This window comes from Breoghania sp. L-A4 (assembly GCF_003432385.1).
GTDB lineage: Bacteria > Pseudomonadota > Alphaproteobacteria > Rhizobiales > Stappiaceae > Breoghania.
On record NZ_CP031841.1, the window covers coordinates 4,926,679 to 4,944,561 of the forward strand.

A 17,883-nucleotide genomic window follows, 5' to 3' on the forward strand; every position below is an offset into this window, starting at 1 on the left:
ACGACCTTCAGGGAACGAGGCCGGCTTCCGATCGCGTGGCCGGAAAATCGAAAAGGAATGAATCCATGGGCTACAAAATCGCGGTCGTTGGTGCGACCGGCAACGTCGGCCGCGAAATTCTCGACATTCTCGACGAGCGGCAGTTCGACGCCGATGAAGTCGTGGCCGTCGCCTCGCGGCGCTCGCAGGGCGTCGAAGTCTCCTTCGGCGACAAGACGCTGAAGTGCAAGGCGCTGGAGAACTACGACTTCACCGGCACCGACATCTGCCTGATGTCGGCCGGAGGCGATGTGGCCAAGGAATGGGCGCCCAAGATCGCCGCCCAGGGATGCGTGGTGATCGACAATTCCTCCGCATGGCGCTACGATTCCGACGTGCCGCTGATCGTGCCGGAAGTCAATGCCGACGCCATCGAGGGCTTCTCCAAGAAGAACATCATCGCCAATCCGAACTGCTCCACGGCGCAGCTCGTGGTGGCGCTCAAGCCGCTGCATGACGCCGCCGTCATCAAGCGCATCGTCGTCTCCACCTACCAGTCGGTCTCCGGCGGCGGCAAGGCGGCGATGGAAGAGCTGTTCGACCAGACCCGCGCGGTCTTCGTCAACGACCCCATCGAGCCGAAGAAGTTCACCAAGCGGATCGCCTTCAACGTCATTCCGCACATCGATGTCTTCATGGAAGACGGCTACACCAAGGAAGAGTGGAAGGTGCTGGCCGAAACCAAGAAGATGCTCGATCCGAAGATCAAGGTCACCTGCACCGCCGTCCGCGTGCCGGTGTTCATCGGCCATGCCGAGAGCGTCAACATCGAGTTCGAGAACGAGATTTCGGCCGACGAGGCCCGCGCCATCCTGCGCGAGGCGCCCGGTTGCCTGGTCATCGACAAGCACGAGGACGGCGGCTACATGACGCCCTATGAGTCCGCCGGCGAGGATGCGACCTACATCTCGCGCATCCGCGAAGACGCCACCGTGGAGAACGGCCTGAACCTGTGGGTGGTCTCCGACAACCTGCGCAAGGGGGCGGCGCTCAACGCGGTGCAGATCGCCGAAGTGCTGGTCAACCGCGGACTGCTGAAGAAGCGCGAGGCCGCGTGACCCGGAAGTCGGGGCGGGTTTCATCGTCTGGATGATTGAGCGGGCGCATCGGACCGGATGCGCCCGTTTTCATTTCCGGACGCACCCGAGGGCCCGGCAGATATCCCTTTGGAGAGAGCGCGGCGAATCCGCCGCAAGCCAGCTTACCGTTAGCCGCACGTCATGCGGTCGGCGCCCGAAGACGCCGCCGAACGTCAACACTTTGCAGATCAAGCGAATTTTTTATTCAATTAAAACAGCGTCGTAGATCGACGCGCCTTACTGTAAGCGGAGCTTGGCACCAAAGTACTATTTGAGACGTCTGACCCTACGGTATCATTCCGGCCACCGCAGACTACCCATCCGGATTGTTCAGGATGGCCATGGTCACGCGGCTTGGCTGCGTTCACACGAGCGCGGCGTGCTCAAGAGGAGGAATGATCATGAAGACTTGGACCAAACCCGCCATGGCCAGCGTCGAAGCCGGTTTCGAAGTGACCCGCTACATGTCGGCCGAGATCGGCAAATGCGGCCGTCGCAAATAACCGAAACAACCCGGTAATGACAGCGCGCGGCACACCCAGGTGAAACTCAGGATCATCGGCTCGGCCGCCGGCGGCGGATTTCCGCAGTGGAACTGCAACGCACCGCTGAGCCGGGCCGTACGCGAAATGCGGCCCGGCTTTCTGCCCCGCACCCAGTCGAGCATGGCGGCAAGCGCCGACAGCGAAAGCTGGGCGCTCTTCAATGCCTCGCCCGACATTCGTCAGCAGATCGCCAACACCCCGGAGCTGCAGCCGCCGCCCGATGGCCCCTTGCGCGGTTCGCCGATCAAGGTGGTCGTGCTGACCAACGCCGACGTGGATCACATCGCGGGGCTGCTCACGCTACGCGAGCGCACGCCTCTGGTGATCTACGCAACTGCGCGCGTGCTCAAGACGCTTGCGGACAACAGCATCTTTCAGGTTCTGGCCGCTGACGTCGTCGAGCGTCGCGAACTGCCGATCGAGGGAGTCACCGAGATTTCCGGTCCGGACGGCCCCCTCGGCCTCAGCGTCGAGACCTTTGCGGTGCCGGGCAAGGTGGCCTTGTTCCTCGAGGACAACGCCGCGGAGGGCTTCGGCACCGCGCCCGGCGACACCATCGGTATCGCGTTGCGCGCCGGCGACACGCTGCTGCCGGGAGCGGACGGCGTGCTGCGCCGGGACAGCGTCCGCGCCTATTACATTCCGGGCTGCGCCGCGGTCGACGACGCGCTCAAGGCGCGGCTGGACGGCGCGTCCTGCCTGCTTTTCGACGGCACGGTCTTCAACGACACGGAAATGCGAGACGCCGGCGTTGGCGAAAAGACCGGCAAGCGTATGGGGCATCTGCATATCGGCGGGCCCGGCGGCTCGATCGAGGCCCTGAGCGATGTGGCGCTCGACCGGCGCATCTTCGTCCACATCAACAACACCAATCCGATCCTGGAGCCGGGATCCGCCGCCGAACGCGCGGTCACCGGGGCCGGCTGGGAGATCGGTTACGACGGCATGGAGCTGGACCTGTGAACACCCAAGCCACCGCACGAGCCCGCAAGGGTCCTGACCGCGACGCAATCGCCGATAGTCCGCGCCCCGCAAGCGACGCCATCCGCGCGGAAGGCCGGCTGCTGAGCCCTGCCGAGCTCGAAGAGGTGCTGCGCACCGCAGGTTTCGAGCGCTACCACATCCACCATCCGTTTCACCGGCTGATGAACGCCGGCGAACTGACCAAGGTCCAGATGCAGGCGTGGGCGCTGAACCGCTACTGCTATCAGGCGGCCATCCCGAAAAAGGACGCGATCATCCTGTCGCGCTCGGAGGATCCCGAATTCCGCCGCGAATGGCGCAAGCGCATCATCGATCACGACGGCGAGGAGAATGGCGAGAAGGACGGCGGCATCAGACGCTGGCTGAAGCTGGCCGAAGGGCTGGGCCTCGACACCGGGATGGTGCAGTCGCGCCGCTTCGCCCTGCCCGCCACCCGCTTCGCCGTCGGCGCCTATATCGATCTGGTCTCGCAAGGATCGCTGCTCACGGCCGTCGCCTCGTCGCTGACCGAGCTGTTCTCGCCGGTGGCCATCGGCGAGCGCGTGCCGGCGATGCTGGCGCGTTACGACTACATCACCGAGGACACCCTGTCGTATTTCACGCCGCGCCTGCACCAGGCCCCGCGCGACGCCGAGCACGCGCTGTCGCTGGTCACCCGCTGGGCGGATACCCCGGACAAGCAGGCCGACGCGGTCGATGCGCTGCTGTCCAAGTGCGACATCCTGTGGGCGATGCTGGACGCGCTGCATTTCGCCTATGTCGAGCCGGGGCTGATCGCGCCGGGCGCCTTCCGTCCCGATCCGGACGCCTGACATGCACGCGCCGCGCGTCCGCACAGTGATCACGCCGGAAAGCCGGCCAAGACTTGGCGCCCATGTGCGCCTGCAATATGACGACCTGCGCGGCCGCTGGGCGGTTCTGGCGCCCGAAAAGGTGCTCTGGCCCGACGATATCTCCACTGACATTCTGAAGCGCTGCGATGGCACCGCAAGCCTCTACGAGATCATCGCGGCGCTGATTCGCGACTACAACGCGCCGGAGGACGAAATCGGCCCCGATGTCATGGCCTTCCTGCAGCAATGGTCGGACCAGCTGCTCGTGCGCTGCGAGGTGGAGGCATGACCACACCGGCACCTCCCGCGGTCGGCCCGCCGCTGGGAATCCTCGCGGAACTCACCCACCGCTGCCCGCTGCAATGCGGCTATTGCTCCAACCCGGTGGAACTGCTCAAAGCCAACCGCGAGCTCGACACCGACGCCTGGATCAATGCGTTCGATCAGGCCGCCAACCTCGGCATCCTGCAGGTGCATCTGTCTGGCGGTGAGCCGACGCTGCGCCGCGATCTCGACCAGCTCATCGCCGCGCTTTCGGGCCGGGGCGTCTACACCAATCTCATCACCGCGGCGGTGACGCTGACCGGTGACAAGCTCGACGCCTACGTCCGCGCCGGGCTCAATCATGTGCAGGTGAGCTTTCAGGGCGCGCGGCCGGAAACCACCGAACTCGTCGGCCGTTACAAAGGCGCGCATGAGAAGAAGCGCCAGGCCGCGCAACGGGTGGTCGAAACAGGGCTGCCGCTGACCATCAACGCACCGATCCACAAGCTCAACATCGCCGAGGTGCCGCTGTTCGTCGAGCTTGCGCTGGAGCTGGGCGCGGAGCGGCTGGAAATCGCCAACGTGCAATATTACGGCTGGGCCTATCTCAACCGCGCAGCACTCCTGCCGAACTACGACTCGGTCATGCGCCAGGTGGACTATGTGGAGCGCGTGCGCGAAGAGCTCACCGGCATCCTCAACATCGATTTCGTCACGCCCGACTACTACGCGGACTATCCCAAACCCTGCATGGGCGGCTGGGGATCGGACGCCTTCGCCATCACGCCGGACGGCACGGTGCTTCCCTGTCACGCGGCGCAATCGATCACCGCGCTGAGCTTCGACCGCGTCACCGAGCGGCCGCTGAAGGAGATTTGGGAGAATTCGGACGCCTTCAACCGCTACCGCGGCTTCGACTGGATGCCGGAACCCTGCCGCTCCTGCGAGCGCAAGGAGATCGATTTCGGCGGCTGCCGCTGCCAGGCCTTCGCCATGACGGGCGATGCGGCGGCCGCCGATCCAACCTGCATCAAGTCACCCCACCACGCGGCCTTGCGCGACCTGCCGCCGGAAGAACCCGTCCGCCACCGGGTGATCGGCGGGGCGGCCTGACGGCGCGCGCCTAGACGGGCACTGAAAACTTCTCGTTCTCCGGATCCATCACCCGCAATTCGCCCGAGCCGATGTCGAACCAGGCGCCATGCAGGGCAATGCGCTGGCGTCCCTCGAGAATCCGCACGCAGGGAAAGGTGCGCAGGTTCTTCAGCGACTGGCGGATTCCGGCATATTCCATTGCCAGTTGCGGCGCGACGTCCTTGTCCAGCGGCATGCAGGCCAGCGTATCGGCCGCCGGCTGCAGCAGAGTGATCCATTTGCCGATGAAATCGCCCGGCGACAGCGGCACGGAATCCTCGGCGCGAAACGCCTCAATGCCGCCGCAGCGCGCGTGCCCCAGCACGATGATGTGCTCCACCTTCAGCGCCTGGACGGCGAATTCCAGTGCAGCACTGGTGCCGTGATAATCCCCGTTTTCTTCGTAGGGCGGCACAAGGTTGGCGACGTTGCGTACGACGAACAACTCGCCCGGACCCACATCGAAGATTCCTTCGGGCGTCACCCGGCTGTCGCAGCAGCCGATCACCATCACCTTCGGCTTCTGGCCGTAGATGGCGAGATCGTGCAGCGCCTCGCGGTTGGGTTTGGATTTCTCGCGGTAGCGGCCGTAGCCCGCCAGCAGCTCTTCGGGAAACATGCTCATGCGTTCGCTGTTCCTGTGACCGGTTCATCGTCGACACGTGCTGCCGTCATAAATCATTACGGCACGGAGGGAAATCGTCGGGCAATCACGACAGCGAAACACCGTCCCCCGAAAGCCGTCGCGCTGACTGCCCAGTCGCGAATACCCTCGATTAATCCAAGGAGTATCGGACTGCAGGATATTTCCAACCAGGACGGGGTGCTGACCAACCGATCGGCCGCGCCGCCCACTGCGCGCCTTTCGGCAGGTATGGTCTCCGCGCCTGCCGTTTCACGTCCGGGAATTATCGCCGCTTGGCAGTCACTTCGATCTCCACCAGCATCTCCGGCTTGATCAGATCGCAAATCACCATGGTCGCGGCCGGGCGGATCTCGCCAAAGACCACACCCAGTTCGGCGAACACCACATCCACATAGGTGCGGTCGGAAACATAGTAACGCGCGCGCACCACGTCGCTCATGGAGGAGCCCGCCTCCTGCAGCGACGCGGCGATGGTCGCGAGCGCGTTGCGCGTCTGGTCGGCGACGCCGATGGGCATTTCCATGGTGGCGTAGTCGAAACCGGTGGTGCCGGAAACGAAAACCCAGTCGCCGTCGACGACGGCACGCGAATATCCCGCCTCACGCTCGAACGGCGAGCCGGTGGAAATCAGGCGTCTTGCGGACGGATCGGCCATTGATGTTACTCGCATTCCAGAACGGTGATCACCGGGGCGTGGTCGGACGGGCGCTCCCAGCCGCGGGCGTCGCGGATGACCCGGATCTCGCGCACGCTGGGCTCCATTTGGGGCGTGACCCAGACATGATCCAGCCGCCGTCCCTTGTCGGCCGCCGACCAGTCCTTGGCCCGGTAGCTCCACCACGTATAAAGCTTCTCGTCCATCGGCACAAAACGGCGCATCATGTCGACAAACGGGCCCGATTCCCGCACCTGCTCGAAACGCTCGCATTCCAGCGGTGTATGGCTGACCACCTTGAGCAGCTTCTTATGCGACCAGACGTCTTCCTCATAGGGCGCGATGTTGAGATCGCCGACAACGATGCTCGGCGCCTCGGTGCCGCCGAGCCACGCCTGCATCTCGTCGAGAAACTTCAGCTTGTGGGCGAACTTGTCGTTGATCACCGGATCGGGCTCGTCGCCGCCCGCCGGCACATAGAAATTGTGCAACCGGAAGTATCCGTCACCGAAAGAGACATCCGCCGCCAGATGCCGGCTGTCGCCCATGTCGCAGAAGCCGCGCTTCTCGACATTCGACAGCGGCCGGCGTGAGGCGGTCGCAACCCCATGATAGCCCTTCTGGCCGTTGATCTCGATGTGCTCAAAGCCCAGCTTGCGCAGCGGCGCGAAGGGAAAATTCGCATCCGGGCACTTGGTCTCCTGCAGGCACAGCACATCGGGCTGATAAGTCTCGATGAACTGCTCGACGATTGGCATGCGCAGGCGCACGGAATTGATGTTCCAGGTGGCGAAGGAAAGACGGTCGGACATGGAGGACTTTCGCGAGAATCAACGGGAGACGCGAGCCTATCGCGCTTTCCACCTCGGGCCTATCGCCCTCACCGGAACTGTCCACCACTCCCGCCCGGCCATTTGAGCGCCGGGGCAAGCCTGTCCGCCCCGGCGCCGGTTGCAATCATGCGGCGATGCGCGCCGTGGCACACGCGCGGCAAATCTGCTCGACATGCCGATGATCCGTGCCGCAACAGCCGCCCAGCACCGTGAAGTACGGATTGCGGCGGCGCAGTTCGACGTAGTCCCGTGCCAGCTCATCGGGGTTGCCGTCGTCCAGCGTCTCGGCGGCATCGAGCTCTTCATGGCTGCAGCGCGAGGCGTTGGCCCGAACCCCGCGCAATCGCGACAACCATGGTTCGCCGGCCGCCAGGACGCGTTCGAAATGACTCGGGTGCGCGCAGTTGATCATGTAGTAGGCCGGCCCCTTGCCGGTCGCCATGTCCACGAGCGCGATGGCGTCCTTCAGCGTCTGACCGGTCGGCAGCCGGCCGTCGGTCTCCAGCGTGAAGGAAATCGCCACGGGCATTCCAACCGCTTGCGCGGCGCAGGTGATGCCGATCGCCTCCGCCGCATTGGTCATGGTGATGGCCGAAATCATGTCGACATCCGTCTCGGCAAAGGCGGCGATTTGCGGCGTATGATAGGCCTCCGCCTGCGCGGCCGTCATCGCCTTGCCGGCGACATATCCGTCACCACGCGGGCCGACACAGCCGCTGAGCACAACCGGCTGCCCATATCCCTCGAACTCGCGGCGCAGATCCGCCAGATGGGTCACCGCGCGGCGGTTGGTCCGGGCAAGCTCGTCGGCGGAATAACCCAGCTTGCTGCCCCAGTCGGAACTCGCCCGCCAGGTGGCGGTTTCCAAGATGAAACCGACATTGCCATCCCGCGCGATCTGCGAATAGCGGCGGTAGTAGGCTTCCAGCGCCTCGATGCCATCGAGCCGCCTCAACAAATCGAAGGCGGCGAAGTGGGGCAGATCGAAACCTTCGTGAAAAACCAGCGTCGTCTCCAGCCCGCCATCGGTCAGAAACAACGCGTCACCCAGTTGCGGCAATGAATGTCTGTATTTGCTCATCTCGAAACCTGTTGGAATGTCGGCCTGTCGGGGCCAGCCGTTAAGATCAATGATGTGATCCGGCGGGGCCCGGGATACGGGACTGCGTCGCGTGGGCGCATGAGCCGGACGATTGGTGCATATGCACGATGCGCCTGCCATAAACCTGTCGGGACGCATGCGCCTGTAGGAAAAATCACATAGCGAAAATTTTTGCACGAACGCCCGGTTTCAAGCCGGAGCCGCGGTCCGGACCACGGCCGCCATCCGCAGATTCACTTTGATCGGGGGTTTTTTGTGCCCTGCGGCAAGATTCTTCGTGGCAAATGCGCCGCGCCGTGTACAAGGGGCGCACTTCCCGATCAGGCAGATGCGCTGCACGGGCGCCCTTTGGCGCGCCGCTTGGTATGGCGCTCATTGTCTGATGTGAGCATGTCGGGTCCCTCCGGACCCGGATCTTGCCTCACTCACTTTGAAATCGATCGCCATCCCGGCCAGGAACATCACCGGCGGAAAGCGGATCGATCAGGCCATGCCTGCGAACACCGAGCACACGATGCCCCTGAATAGCTATTCGACGTCCATTGTCCCTACCCTTGCCCGCGCCCTCAGCGAAAAAGGCTATACCGATCTCACCCCGGTGCAGAGCGCCGTCATTGAGGCGGATGCCGACGGCCGCGACCTTCTGGTCTCCGCCCAGACCGGCTCCGGCAAGACCGTGGCCTTCGGCCTCGCGATCGCGCCGACGCTGCTGGAAGAAGCCGAGATCTTCGGCAAGGCCGAGCTGCCGCTGGCCCTCGTCGTCGCGCCCACCCGCGAACTGGCCCTGCAGGTCTGCCGCGAAATCGAGTGGCTCTATGCCCCGGCCGGCGCCAAGGTCGTTTCCTGCGTCGGCGGCATGGAAATGCGCGTCGAGCGCCGGGCACTGAATTTCGGCGCCCATATCGTCGTCGGCACTCCGGGCCGCCTGCGCGACCATCTCGAGCGCGGTTCGCTGGATGCCTCACAACTCAAGTGCGTCGTGCTCGACGAAGCCGACGAGATGCTCGATCTGGGCTTTCGCGAGGATCTCGAGTTCATTCTCGACGCCGCGCCCAGCGAACGCCGCACCCTGATGTTCTCGGCGACCGTAGCGAAACCCATCGCGGATCTCGCCAAGCGTTTCCAGAACAACGCCCTGCGCATCTCCACGGTGAGCGAGCGCGAGCAGCACGTCGATATCGACTACAAGGCGCTGCGGATCGCTCCCAACGACAAGGAGAACGCCATCATCAATGCGCTGCGCTTCTATGAGGCGGGCGCGGCCTTGGTGTTCTGCTCCACCCGCGAGACCGTCAAGCGCATGAGCGCGCGGTTGCTCAATCGCGGGTTTTCGACCGTCGCGCTGTCGGGCGAGCTCAGCCAGAACGAGCGCACCCATGCGCTGCAGGCGCTGCGCGACGGCCGCGCCAAGGTCTGCGTCGCCACCGATGTCGCCGCCCGCGGCATCGATCTGCCCAATCTCGACCTGGTCATCCATGCCGATCTGCCGACCAACAAGGAAACCCTGCTGCACCGTTCGGGCCGCACCGGCCGGGCCGGGCGCAAGGGCACCTGCGTGCTGCTGGTGCCGCACAACCGCCGGCGTCAGGCCGAACGACTGCTGGGCTCCGCCGGCATCACCGCGAGCTGGGAGGTCCCCCCGTCCGCGACTGATATTCTGCAGCGCGATCGCGAACGGCTGTTGGCCGATCCCGCATGGGACGCGGAAGCCGACGAGACCGTTCGCGAGTTCGCCGACGCCCTGATGGCGAGCAAGACCGCCGACCAGATCGCACTCGCCTACGCGCGCCTTTATCGCGACGGCCAGCCCGCTCCGGAAGAGCTGCTCGATGTGGCGCCCTTCCAGGACGAGCCCGCGCGCCCCGCGCGCGAGGAAATGCAGAACGGCGTGTGGTTCCGCATGAATGTCGGCCGCAAGCACAATGCCGAGCCGCGCTGGCTGCTGCCGCTGATCTGCCGCCGCGGCCACGTCACCAAGAAGGAAATCGGCTCCATCCGCATTCAGGAAAACGAGACCCTGTTCGAGATGGAACCGCGCATGGTGGATCGTTTCCTCACCGCGATCGCGAAACCCGACGAGGAAGACAGCTCCGTGCGCATCGAGCGGCTGGCGCCTGGCGAGACGCCGGCACCCCGTCCCGGCCGCCGCGAACGCGAGACCGGGGCCGGCTACAAGCCGAAAAGCTTCGGCCCGAAGAAATTCGGCCCCAAACGTGACGGCGCGGCAGCGCGCACGCACACGAAGAAGCCGCATCGGGGCAAATAGGCGCATCGCGCGGGACGCATTTCGATTCCGCGCCGCCCATGCCTGATATGTCGCCCGACAATGTCCGCGGACGATGACAAATCGCCTTCGCGGGTGTAATCAGGTGCCTTCAATCGCAGGAATGCAGGAGAGGACGATGGTCGCGAAGATTTTCATCGATGGCGAAGCCGGCACAACGGGTCTGGAGATCCGCGAGCGGCTGGCGCCTCGTCGCGACATTGAACTGATGTCCATCGCCGACGATCGGCGCAAGGACCTGGGCGCGCGGCGCGACATGCTCAACGCCGCCGACATCGCGATCCTGTGCCTGCCGGACGATGCGGCGAAGCAATCCGTGTCGCTGATCGAGAACCCGGAAACCCGGGTGATCGACGCCTCCACCGCCTATCGCGTGGATCCCGACTGGGCCTATGGCTTCGCCGAAATGACCGCCGATCAGGCCTCCGTGATCGCCGCCTCCAAGCGGGTCGCCAATCCGGGCTGTTATCCGCAAGGGGTGATTGCCTGCGTGCGACCGCTCATCGAGGCCGGCCTGCTTCCCGCGGACTATCCCTTTACGGTCAACGCGATCTCGGGCTATTCCGGCGGCGGCCGAAAGATGATCGAGGATTACGAGGCGATGGCTCCGGGTGAGGCGCCGCCGTGGATCCCCTATGCACTCGGATTCGGCCACAAGCATCTGCCCGAAATGCGCAGCTACTCATGCATGGACATCGACCCGCTGTTCCAGCCGGCCGTGGGCGCCTACAAGCAGGGCATGGTCACCATGGTTCCGCTGCAACTGGGCAATCTGCCCGCGTCGGTGACCGGCAAGACCCTGCATGCGGCGATTTCGGACTGGTTCGATCCCGCCAGCGGCTTCGTCGAGGTGGCCGATTACGCGGCCGTCGAAAAAGTGCCGGAACTGGACCCGCGCACGCTCAACGGCACCAACGCCATGCGGCTGTATGTGTTTGCCAATGACGCGCGGCGTCAGGTGGTGCTCGCCGCCGTCTATGACAATCTCGGAAAGGGCGCGTCCGGCGCCGCCGTGCAGAACCTGAACCTGATGCTTGGGTGCGACGCTCGCAAGAGCCTCGCACAAGAAGCCGCCTGAGCCTTGCCGCGCCGCAGAACCCTGTTGTAAAGACCGACGTGAGACGAGGATACGACGCCGCGAAGGCGCACAGCCCGATGTCGCGTCCGGTTCGCCAGATTAAAGAGGTTTCCCTTGGAAAAGTTCACGACGCTCACCGGTGTTGCCGCGCCGCTGCCGATCATCAATGTCGACACCGACATGATCATCCCCAAGCAGTTCCTGAAAACCATCAAGCGCACCGGCCTTGGCACCGCGCTGTTTGCCGAGATGCGCTACAACGAGGATGGATCGGAGAACGCCGATTTCATTCTCAACAAGCCGGCCTATCGTGATGCGAAGATTCTCGTGGCCGGCGACAATTTCGGCTGCGGTTCGAGCCGCGAGCATGCGCCCTGGGCCCTTCTGGATTTCGGCATCCGCTGCGTGATCTCCACCTCGTTTGCCGACATCTTCTACAACAACTGCTTCAAGAACGGCATCCTGCCGGTCCAGGTGACCCAGGAACAGCTCGACGCGCTGATGGACGACGCCTCGCGCGGCTCCAACTCGACGGTAACCGTTGATCTCGAGACCCAGCAGATCAAGGGTCCCGACGGCGGCACGATCAGCTTCGAGATCGACCCCTTCCGCAAGCATTGCCTGCTCAACGGCCTCGACGACATCGGCCTGACCATGGAAAAGGCCGATTCCATCGCCGCCTTCGAGGCGAAGAACCTCGAGACCCATCCCTGGGCATAAGGGCGGGCATTCGCTGAATCGAAAAGGCGCCGCCCGCGAGGGCCGCGCCTTTTTTGTTGAACAAACCGGAAGCCTTCAGCGCACAGTCTTGCCTGCTTCCGCGGCCGCGAAGGCGCTGATCTCGTCGAGCGTGTCGGCGACCCGGCTCATCTCGCTCGTTGTCGCGCGCAGCCGGTCAGTGAGTTTGACGCGCAGCGCCTCGGCGATGTCGGGATACTCCTGCAGCATCCGCTTGAACAACGCGCGGCGAATGCGGATCACCTCGCTGCGTTCGCGGGCCACAGCGGTGTTGGGCCGCGAGGTCTCGATGAACAGCGCCATCTCTCCCAGCAGCGACCCGGGACCGAAGGTTCCGCGCTCCTCGGCTCCCTCCTCGCTTTCCTCGGAAAGCACGATCTCGCCCGACACCACCACGTAGCCGGCTTCCGTGCGCTCACCCTGGTGGTAGAGCTCGGTGCCGGCATTGATGGTGATGTTTTCCGCGCTGAAGGCGAACAGGCGCAGCTGCTCGTCGGAGAAAGCCTCCAGCAGCGGCACCTGACGCAGATAGCTGATATCGCGGTCCAGACTCATGCGCTCACTCGGCTCACAACAACACCCGGTTCACAGACCCTTCCGATCACCGCTCAGGGCACCAGCTTGTAGCCGCCTGCTTCCGTGACCAGAAGCCGGGCGTTGGAGGGATCGGATTCGATCTTCTGGCGCAGCCTGTAGATATGGGTTTCCAGCGTATGCGTGGTGACGCCGGAGTTGTAGCCCCACACCTCATGCAGCAGGACGTCCCGGGTAACCGCTTTCTCGCCGGTGCGATAGAGGTATTTGAGGATCGAGGTCTCTTTCTCGGTCAACCGGATCTTCTGGTTCTTCTCGTCCAGCAGCAGCTTGGCGCTCGGCCGGAACGTATAAGGCCCGATCGTGAACGTCGCGTCCTCGCTCTGCTCGTGCTGGCGCAGATGCGCGCGAATGCGCGCGAGCAGCACCGCGAACTTGAACGGTTTCAGCACATAGTCGTTGGCACCCGCCTCAAGCCCCAGGATCGTGTCGGAATCCGTGTCGTGTCCCGTCAGCATGATAATCGGCGCGTTGAACCCGTTCTTGCGCAGCAGCTTCACCGCTTCGCGGCCATCCATGTCCGGCAGGCCGACGTCCATGATCAGGAGATCGACGTGGTCGCAGCGCGCCATGCGGATGCCCGAGGCGGCGCAATCGGCGGTCTCGGTCTCGAACTCCTCGAACAGCGACAACTGCTCGACCAGCGCCTCGCGCAGGTCGGTGTCGTCGTCGACGATCATGATTTTCCGGGCCGTCATGTGTTCTTCCCTTCGCCGCGTCGCGCCAGGGGTTGACGCCCCTGTCCGCCCCCAACATGGAGAGCCAAAATCAAAATTGCGATAAATACATAGATGTGATTATGACATCATCTGGTCAAAATGCGATCACGGCGATGTGATGCTGTGCCGCGGGAGGCGGAATGCGACCCGATAACCGAGCCAATCCGGCGATCCGGAGCGAAAGATGCGCGCAGGCACCCTGTCTGCGGGTACGCGCCCTGCCGGGCAGCCGGACACGCGGCCGGCTGACGTTTGGCACGCTCGACGTGCCCTGCGCGCTTGGGCGAAGCGGGCTAACCCGCCGCAAGCGCGAAGGCGACGGCGCCACGCCCATGGGCTCATTCGCGCTTCTTCGCGCCTACTTTCGCGCGGATCGCCAGCCGCGTCCCGAGAGCAACCTGCCGCTGCGCGCCTTGCGGCCGGATGACGGCTGGTGCGACGACGCGCATGACGGACGCTACAACATGCACGTCACGCTGCCCTTCAACCCCTCGCACGAATGCCTGTGGCGTTCGGACCGGCTATACGACGTCATCGTGGTGCTGGACTACAACCTGCGGCCGCGCGTACGCGGCGGCGGCAGCGCCATTTTTTTCCATGTGGCGCGGGAGGGTTTTGCGCCCACGGAAGGCTGCGTGGCCGTGGCGCCTGACGCCATGCGGCGCATTCTGGCGCGCATTGGCCCTGGCATGACAATGCGCATCGGCTGAGCGGCGTTTGCCACGCCCGGCGCCATTGCGTCTTGTGCCTCCGCCAAGGGTGGCAATCACGGCATGTTTCCGCCATATAGAGACCAGCAGACATGAAACCGGAACCCCGCACGACCATGGGCTCAAGCGTGATCCCCTTCCTCAAGATGAACGGCCTCGGCAATGACTTCGTCATCTTCGATGGCCGTGAGGATCCCGTGCGTCTGAGCAACGTGCAGATCGCGGCGATCGGCGACCGCGCGCGCGGCATCGGCTTCGACCAGATGATCATCGTGGAGAAATCCGCGCTCGGGGTCGACGCCTTCATGCGCATCTACAACCGCGACGGCGGACAAGTGGATGCCTGCGGCAACGCCACGCGCTGCATCGGCCGCTTGCTGATGGAGGAATCCGGCACCGACCGAGTAACGATCGAGACCAACGCTGGCCTGCTGTCGGCCTACGCCACGGACGACGAGACCCGCGTCACCGTCGACATGGGCGCGCCGAAATTCGACTGGCAGGACATCCCGCTGGCGGAGGAATTCCGCGACACCCGCGCCATTGAGCTGCAGATCGGCCCCATCGATGATCCGGTGCTGCATTCACCCGCGGTCGTCAACGTCGGCAATCCGCATGCCATCTTCTGGGTCGACGATGACATCGAGAACTACGACCTGGAACGTTTCGGGCCGCTTCTGGAAAATCACCCGATCTTCCCCGAGCGCGCCAACATCTCGCTGGCCCGTATCACCGGAGAGAACGAGATCCAGCTCAAGGTCTGGGAACGCGGCGTCGGCCTGACCCGCGCCTGCGGCACCGCCGCCTGCGCCGTGGCCGCCGCCGCCGCGCGCAAGAAGCTGACGAGCCGCCATGTCACCGTGACATTGCCCGGCGGCCCGTTGGTGCTGGATTGGCGCGAGGACGACGACCACCTGCTGATGACCGGCGACACGGAGCTGGAATTCGAGGGCACGATCGATCTCGAGACGCTCAGCTGGTCGCGCGACGAGCAAGGAGCCGCGTGACGCGTCCCATGAGCATCGATGTCCTCACCTTCGGCTGCCGGTTGAACGCCTACGAATCGGAAATCATGCGCCACGAGGCGGAATCCGCCGGATTGGACAACGCCATCCTGGTGAACACCTGCGCGGTGACCAGCGAGGCCGTGCGGCAGGCGCGCCAGTCGATCCGCAAGGCCAGGCGCGAGAACCCCGGCGCCCGCATCATTGTCACCGGCTGCGCCGCCCAGACCGAATCCGAAACCTTTGCAGGCATGGACGAGGTCGATCTCGTCATCGGCAACACCGAGAAGCTGGAGCGCGGCTCCTATGCCCGCGTGGCCGATTTCGGCATCGACGCCAGCGAGAAGGTGCGCGTCAACGACATCATGAGCGTGCGCGAGACCGCCGACCACCTGATCGACGGACTGGAAGGCCGGGCGCGCGCCTTCGTGCAGATCCAGAACGGCTGTGATCACCGCTGCACCTTCTGCATCATCCCCTTCGGCCGCGGCAACTCGCGCTCGGTTCCCATGGGCGTCATTGTCGGCCAGATCCGCCGTCTGGTGGAAAACGGCTACCGCGAGATCGTGCTCACCGGCGTCGATATTACCTCGTACGGGACCGATCTGCCGGGCGCGCCGCGCCTGGGCGCGCTGGTGCGGAAAATTCTCAAGCTGGTGCCGGAACTCGGACGGCTGCGGCTCTCGTCAATCGATTCCATCGAGACGGACGACGATCTGATACGCGCGATCGCCGAGGAAGAGCGGCTGATGCCGCATTTCCACCTGAGCCTGCAGGCCGGCGACGACATGATCCTCAAGCGCATGAAACGACGGCATCTGCGCGCCGACACCATCCGTTTTTGCGACGAGGTCCGCCGCCTGCGTCCCGATGTGATCTTTGGCGCCGACATCATCGCGGGCTTTCCGACCGAAACCGAGGCGATGTTCGACAACACGCTGTCGATCGTCGACGAATGCGGCCTCACGCATCTGCACGTGTTTCCCTTCTCGCCACGCGAGGGAACGCCCGCCGCGCGCATGCCACAGCTCGCCCGGCCGCTCGTCAAGCAGCGCGCTGCCCGCCTGCGCGCCAAGGGAGAGAAAACATTGGCCCGCCATCTCGCCAGCGAGGTCGGCCTGACCCGTCGGCTCCTCATCGAGCTCAATGGCCTTGGCCGCACGGAACAGTTCACGCCGACGGAAATCGCCAACGGCGAACCCGGCACCATTGTCTCGGCCCGCATCACGGGTCACAGCCAGCGTCGTCTGCTGGCGGAAGCGGCCTGAGGGGCGACACGCAGTTCATGGCAGACATCGAAAAACGTGGGCTCTTCTCACGCCTGTTCAAGGGCTCCGAAAGGCCCGTGACGCCCGAGACCGATACGCAGGACGCGGATCCGGCGGCGGAAGTCCTGGCCACCGAGGCCCCGGCAACGCAGACCCTCGAACCTGCCGGTCCCGCCGATGTCGCGACGGACGCTGCTGTGGAAATCCCCGCCGCGGAGGAAGCGGCCGCCGCGCCGTTGGTCACCGACGCCGCCCTGCCGCAGGTCGTGGATGAGGCCATCGCCGAGGCGCTTGAGGCCGATCCGCCTTCTGGGCGCGTCGTCACGGATGATACAGATGCGGAACCAGCCGAAGACGCCACTGGCAACGAAACGCCTGAGTCGGAAAAGCGCTCCTGGTTCCAGCGCCTGAAGCAGGGTCTGTCGCGGTCCTCTTCCGCGCTGTCGGACAACATCACGGGCGTGTTCCGCAAGCGCAAGCTCGACGACGCGGCACTCGAGGAACTCGAGGATATCCTCATCCAGGCCGATCTCGGGGTCGAAACGGCGATGGCCATCACCGAACGGCTCGCCGAAGGCCGCTACGACAAGGAGATCTCCGGCGAGGAGGTCAAGGCCGTGCTCGCCGAGGAAGTGGAGAAGGTGCTGGCGCCCGTCGCCCTGCCGCTCGATCTGGACAGCGGCCACAAGCCTCACGTGGTGCTGATGGTCGGCGTCAACGGCACCGGCAAGACCACGACGATCGGCAAGCTGGCCGCCAAGCTGACCAGTGAGGGAAAGACTGTCATGATGGCCGCGGGCGACACCTTCCGCGCCGCCGCCGTCGAGCAGTTGAAGATCTGGGGCGCGCGCACCGGGTCCACCGTAGTGTCGCGCGACACCGGCGCCGATGCCGCAGGCCTCGCCTTCGAGGCGCTGCAGCATGCGGTCAGGGACGGCGTCGACGTGCTGCTGATCGACACCGCCGGCCGGCTTCAGAACCGCGCCGAGCTGATGGCCGAACTGGAAAAGGTCGTCCGAGTCATCAAGAAGCAGATGCCCGACGCGCCGCATACCGTGTTGCTGACGCTGGACGCCACCACCGGCCAGAACGCCGTGCAACAGGTGGAGATCTTCGGGCGCACCGCCGGCGTCACCGGCCTGGTGATGACCAAGCTCGACGGGACCGCGCGCGGCGGCATTCTGGTGGCGATCGCCGCCAAGTTCGGGTTGCCGGTGCATTTCATCGGCGTCGGCGAAGGCATCAACGACCTCGAGCCGTTTTCGGCGAGTGACTTCGCCAAGGCGATCGTGGGCGGAACAGAGTAGGCGCACCGCCGCTTTCTGACCGGCCTCGATCCAGGCATGATGCAAATAGAGCTGAGCATGCAGAGCA

At 64.6% G+C, this 17,883-nt stretch carries 19 protein-coding genes; 13 read left to right on the forward strand and 6 right to left on the reverse strand.

Annotation, left to right across the window (positions count from 1 at the left end):
* The first annotated feature begins 65 nt into the window (after positions 1-65).
* From D1F64_RS22495 to pqqE, 6 genes are all read left to right on the forward strand, one after another.
* Positions 66-1,097 (forward strand): aspartate-semialdehyde dehydrogenase, encoded by a 1,032-nt coding sequence (locus D1F64_RS22495; RefSeq protein ID WP_117414238.1) that lies wholly within the window; start codon positions 66-68, stop codon positions 1,095-1,097.
* Between the two features lie 422 nt (positions 1,098-1,519).
* Positions 1,520-1,621, forward strand: a complete 102-nt coding sequence (gene pqqA, locus D1F64_RS22500) for a pyrroloquinoline quinone precursor peptide PqqA (protein WP_117414801.1) — start codon at positions 1,520-1,522, stop codon at positions 1,619-1,621.
* Between the two features lie 39 nt (positions 1,622-1,660).
* Positions 1,661-2,626 carry a pyrroloquinoline quinone biosynthesis protein PqqB gene (pqqB, locus tag D1F64_RS22505; RefSeq protein ID WP_117414239.1) on the forward strand — a complete coding sequence of 322 codons (966 nt, stop codon included), beginning with the start codon at positions 1,661-1,663 and terminating at the stop codon, positions 2,624-2,626.
* Positions 2,623-3,459, forward strand: a complete 837-nt coding sequence (gene pqqC, locus D1F64_RS22510) for a pyrroloquinoline-quinone synthase PqqC (RefSeq protein WP_346432281.1) — start codon at positions 2,623-2,625, stop codon at positions 3,457-3,459. Before pqqB ends, pqqC begins: the two co-directional genes overlap by 4 nt.
* A 1-nt stretch (position 3,460) precedes the next feature.
* Positions 3,461-3,769 (forward strand): pyrroloquinoline quinone biosynthesis peptide chaperone PqqD, encoded by a 309-nt coding sequence (pqqD, locus tag D1F64_RS22515; RefSeq protein WP_117414240.1) that lies wholly within the window; start codon positions 3,461-3,463, stop codon positions 3,767-3,769.
* Positions 3,766-4,857: a pyrroloquinoline quinone biosynthesis protein PqqE gene (gene pqqE / locus D1F64_RS22520; RefSeq protein WP_117414241.1), complete on the forward strand. Its 1,092-nt coding sequence runs from the start codon at positions 3,766-3,768 to the stop codon at positions 4,855-4,857. Before pqqD ends, pqqE begins: the two co-directional genes overlap by 4 nt.
* A 10-nt stretch (positions 4,858-4,867) precedes the next feature.
* On the opposite strand, the gene D1F64_RS22525 is transcribed toward pqqE, so the two are convergent.
* From D1F64_RS22525 to D1F64_RS22540, 4 genes are all read right to left on the reverse strand, one after another.
* Complete coding sequence (locus D1F64_RS22525; RefSeq protein WP_117414242.1) at positions 4,868-5,503, reverse strand: carbonic anhydrase; 636 nt, start codon at positions 5,501-5,503, stop codon at positions 4,868-4,870.
* A gap of 283 nt (positions 5,504-5,786) precedes the next feature.
* Positions 5,787-6,179 (reverse strand): RidA family protein, encoded by a 393-nt coding sequence (locus tag D1F64_RS22530; protein WP_117414243.1) that lies wholly within the window; start codon positions 6,177-6,179, stop codon positions 5,787-5,789.
* A gap of 5 nt (positions 6,180-6,184) precedes the next feature.
* Positions 6,185-6,991, reverse strand: coding sequence for an exodeoxyribonuclease III (xth, locus tag D1F64_RS22535; RefSeq protein WP_117414244.1), 807 nt, complete (start codon positions 6,989-6,991; stop codon positions 6,185-6,187).
* Positions 6,992-7,136: 145 nt separating this feature from the next.
* The gene (locus D1F64_RS22540; RefSeq protein WP_117414245.1) at positions 7,137-8,093 is read right to left on the reverse strand and encodes a homocysteine S-methyltransferase family protein; all 957 of its coding nucleotides are present in this window, start codon (positions 8,091-8,093) and stop codon (positions 7,137-7,139) included.
* A 535-nt stretch (positions 8,094-8,628) separates the two neighbouring features.
* On the opposite strand from D1F64_RS22540, the gene D1F64_RS22545 reads away from it, so the two are divergent.
* From D1F64_RS22545 to leuD, 3 genes are all read left to right on the forward strand, one after another.
* A complete protein-coding gene (locus tag D1F64_RS22545; RefSeq protein ID WP_117414803.1) occupies positions 8,629-10,380 on the forward strand; it encodes a DEAD/DEAH box helicase in 1,752 nt (583 codons plus the stop codon).
* Positions 10,381-10,516: 136 nt separating this feature from the next.
* Positions 10,517-11,476 carry an N-acetyl-gamma-glutamyl-phosphate reductase gene (argC, locus tag D1F64_RS22550; RefSeq protein WP_117414804.1) on the forward strand — a complete coding sequence of 320 codons (960 nt, stop codon included), beginning with the start codon at positions 10,517-10,519 and terminating at the stop codon, positions 11,474-11,476.
* Between the two features lie 114 nt (positions 11,477-11,590).
* The gene (gene leuD, locus D1F64_RS22555) at positions 11,591-12,196 is read left to right on the forward strand and encodes a 3-isopropylmalate dehydratase small subunit (protein WP_117414246.1); all 606 of its coding nucleotides are present in this window, start codon (positions 11,591-11,593) and stop codon (positions 12,194-12,196) included.
* A 75-nt stretch (positions 12,197-12,271) separates the two neighbouring features.
* On the opposite strand, the gene D1F64_RS22560 is transcribed toward leuD, so the two are convergent.
* Both D1F64_RS22560 and D1F64_RS22565 read right to left on the reverse strand, forming a co-directional pair.
* A complete protein-coding gene (locus D1F64_RS22560) occupies positions 12,272-12,769 on the reverse strand; it encodes a cyclic nucleotide-binding domain-containing protein (RefSeq protein WP_117414247.1) in 498 nt (165 codons plus the stop codon).
* A 53-nt stretch (positions 12,770-12,822) separates the two neighbouring features.
* Entirely contained in the window at positions 12,823-13,506 is a 684-nt protein-coding gene (locus tag D1F64_RS22565; RefSeq protein ID WP_117414248.1) for a response regulator transcription factor, read from the reverse strand.
* A gap of 161 nt (positions 13,507-13,667) precedes the next feature.
* Here D1F64_RS22565 and D1F64_RS22570 point away from each other — a divergent pair, with 161 nt between their 5' ends.
* The 4 genes from D1F64_RS22570 (at position 13,668) to ftsY (ending at position 17,816) form a co-directional block, all read left to right on the forward strand.
* Entirely contained in the window at positions 13,668-14,237 is a 570-nt protein-coding gene (locus tag D1F64_RS22570) for a L,D-transpeptidase family protein (protein WP_117414249.1), read from the forward strand.
* A gap of 92 nt (positions 14,238-14,329) precedes the next feature.
* Positions 14,330-15,244 carry a diaminopimelate epimerase gene (gene dapF, locus D1F64_RS22575; protein ID WP_248304555.1) on the forward strand — a complete coding sequence of 305 codons (915 nt, stop codon included), beginning with the start codon at positions 14,330-14,332 and terminating at the stop codon, positions 15,242-15,244.
* Between the two features lie 8 nt (positions 15,245-15,252).
* Positions 15,253-16,509, forward strand: coding sequence for a tRNA (N(6)-L-threonylcarbamoyladenosine(37)-C(2))-methylthiotransferase MtaB (mtaB, locus tag D1F64_RS22580; protein ID WP_117414250.1), 1,257 nt, complete (start codon positions 15,253-15,255; stop codon positions 16,507-16,509).
* Positions 16,510-16,526: 17 nt separating this feature from the next.
* Entirely contained in the window at positions 16,527-17,816 is a 1,290-nt protein-coding gene (gene ftsY / locus D1F64_RS22585) for a signal recognition particle-docking protein FtsY (RefSeq protein ID WP_117414251.1), read from the forward strand.
* Positions 17,817-17,883 lie beyond the last annotated feature (67 nt).

What these genes read in the sequence shown, in the direction of transcription:
- D1F64_RS22495 (WP_117414238.1), top strand. Translation starts at nt 66, where the DNA reads ATGGGCTACAAAATCGCGGTCGTTGGTGCGACCGGCAACGTCGGCCGC.
- pqqA (WP_117414801.1), top strand. Translation starts at nt 1,520, where the DNA reads ATGAAGACTTGGACCAAACCCGCCATGGCCAGCGTCGAAGCCGGTTTC.
- pqqD (WP_117414240.1), top strand. Translation starts at nt 3,461, where the DNA reads ATGCACGCGCCGCGCGTCCGCACAGTGATCACGCCGGAAAGCCGGCCA.
- pqqE (WP_117414241.1), top strand. Translation starts at nt 3,766, where the DNA reads ATGACCACACCGGCACCTCCCGCGGTCGGCCCGCCGCTGGGAATCCTC.
- D1F64_RS22525 (WP_117414242.1), bottom strand. Translation starts at nt 5,503, where the DNA reads ATGAGCATGTTTCCCGAAGAGCTGCTGGCGGGCTACGGCCGCTACCGC.
- D1F64_RS22530 (WP_117414243.1), bottom strand. Translation starts at nt 6,179, where the DNA reads ATGGCCGATCCGTCCGCAAGACGCCTGATTTCCACCGGCTCGCCGTTC.
- xth (WP_117414244.1), bottom strand. Translation starts at nt 6,991, where the DNA reads ATGTCCGACCGTCTTTCCTTCGCCACCTGGAACATCAATTCCGTGCGC.
- D1F64_RS22540 (WP_117414245.1), bottom strand. Translation starts at nt 8,093, where the DNA reads ATGAGCAAATACAGACATTCATTGCCGCAACTGGGTGACGCGTTGTTT.
- D1F64_RS22545 (WP_117414803.1), top strand. Translation starts at nt 8,629, where the DNA reads ATGCCCCTGAATAGCTATTCGACGTCCATTGTCCCTACCCTTGCCCGC.
- argC (WP_117414804.1), top strand. Translation starts at nt 10,517, where the DNA reads ATGGTCGCGAAGATTTTCATCGATGGCGAAGCCGGCACAACGGGTCTG.
- D1F64_RS22560 (WP_117414247.1), bottom strand. Translation starts at nt 12,769, where the DNA reads ATGAGTCTGGACCGCGATATCAGCTATCTGCGTCAGGTGCCGCTGCTG.
- D1F64_RS22565 (WP_117414248.1), bottom strand. Translation starts at nt 13,506, where the DNA reads ATGACGGCCCGGAAAATCATGATCGTCGACGACGACACCGACCTGCGC.
- D1F64_RS22570 (WP_117414249.1), top strand. Translation starts at nt 13,668, where the DNA reads ATGCGACCCGATAACCGAGCCAATCCGGCGATCCGGAGCGAAAGATGC.
- dapF (WP_248304555.1), top strand. Translation starts at nt 14,330, where the DNA reads ATGAAACCGGAACCCCGCACGACCATGGGCTCAAGCGTGATCCCCTTC.
- mtaB (WP_117414250.1), top strand. Translation starts at nt 15,253, where the DNA reads ATGAGCATCGATGTCCTCACCTTCGGCTGCCGGTTGAACGCCTACGAA.
- ftsY (WP_117414251.1), top strand. Translation starts at nt 16,527, where the DNA reads ATGGCAGACATCGAAAAACGTGGGCTCTTCTCACGCCTGTTCAAGGGC.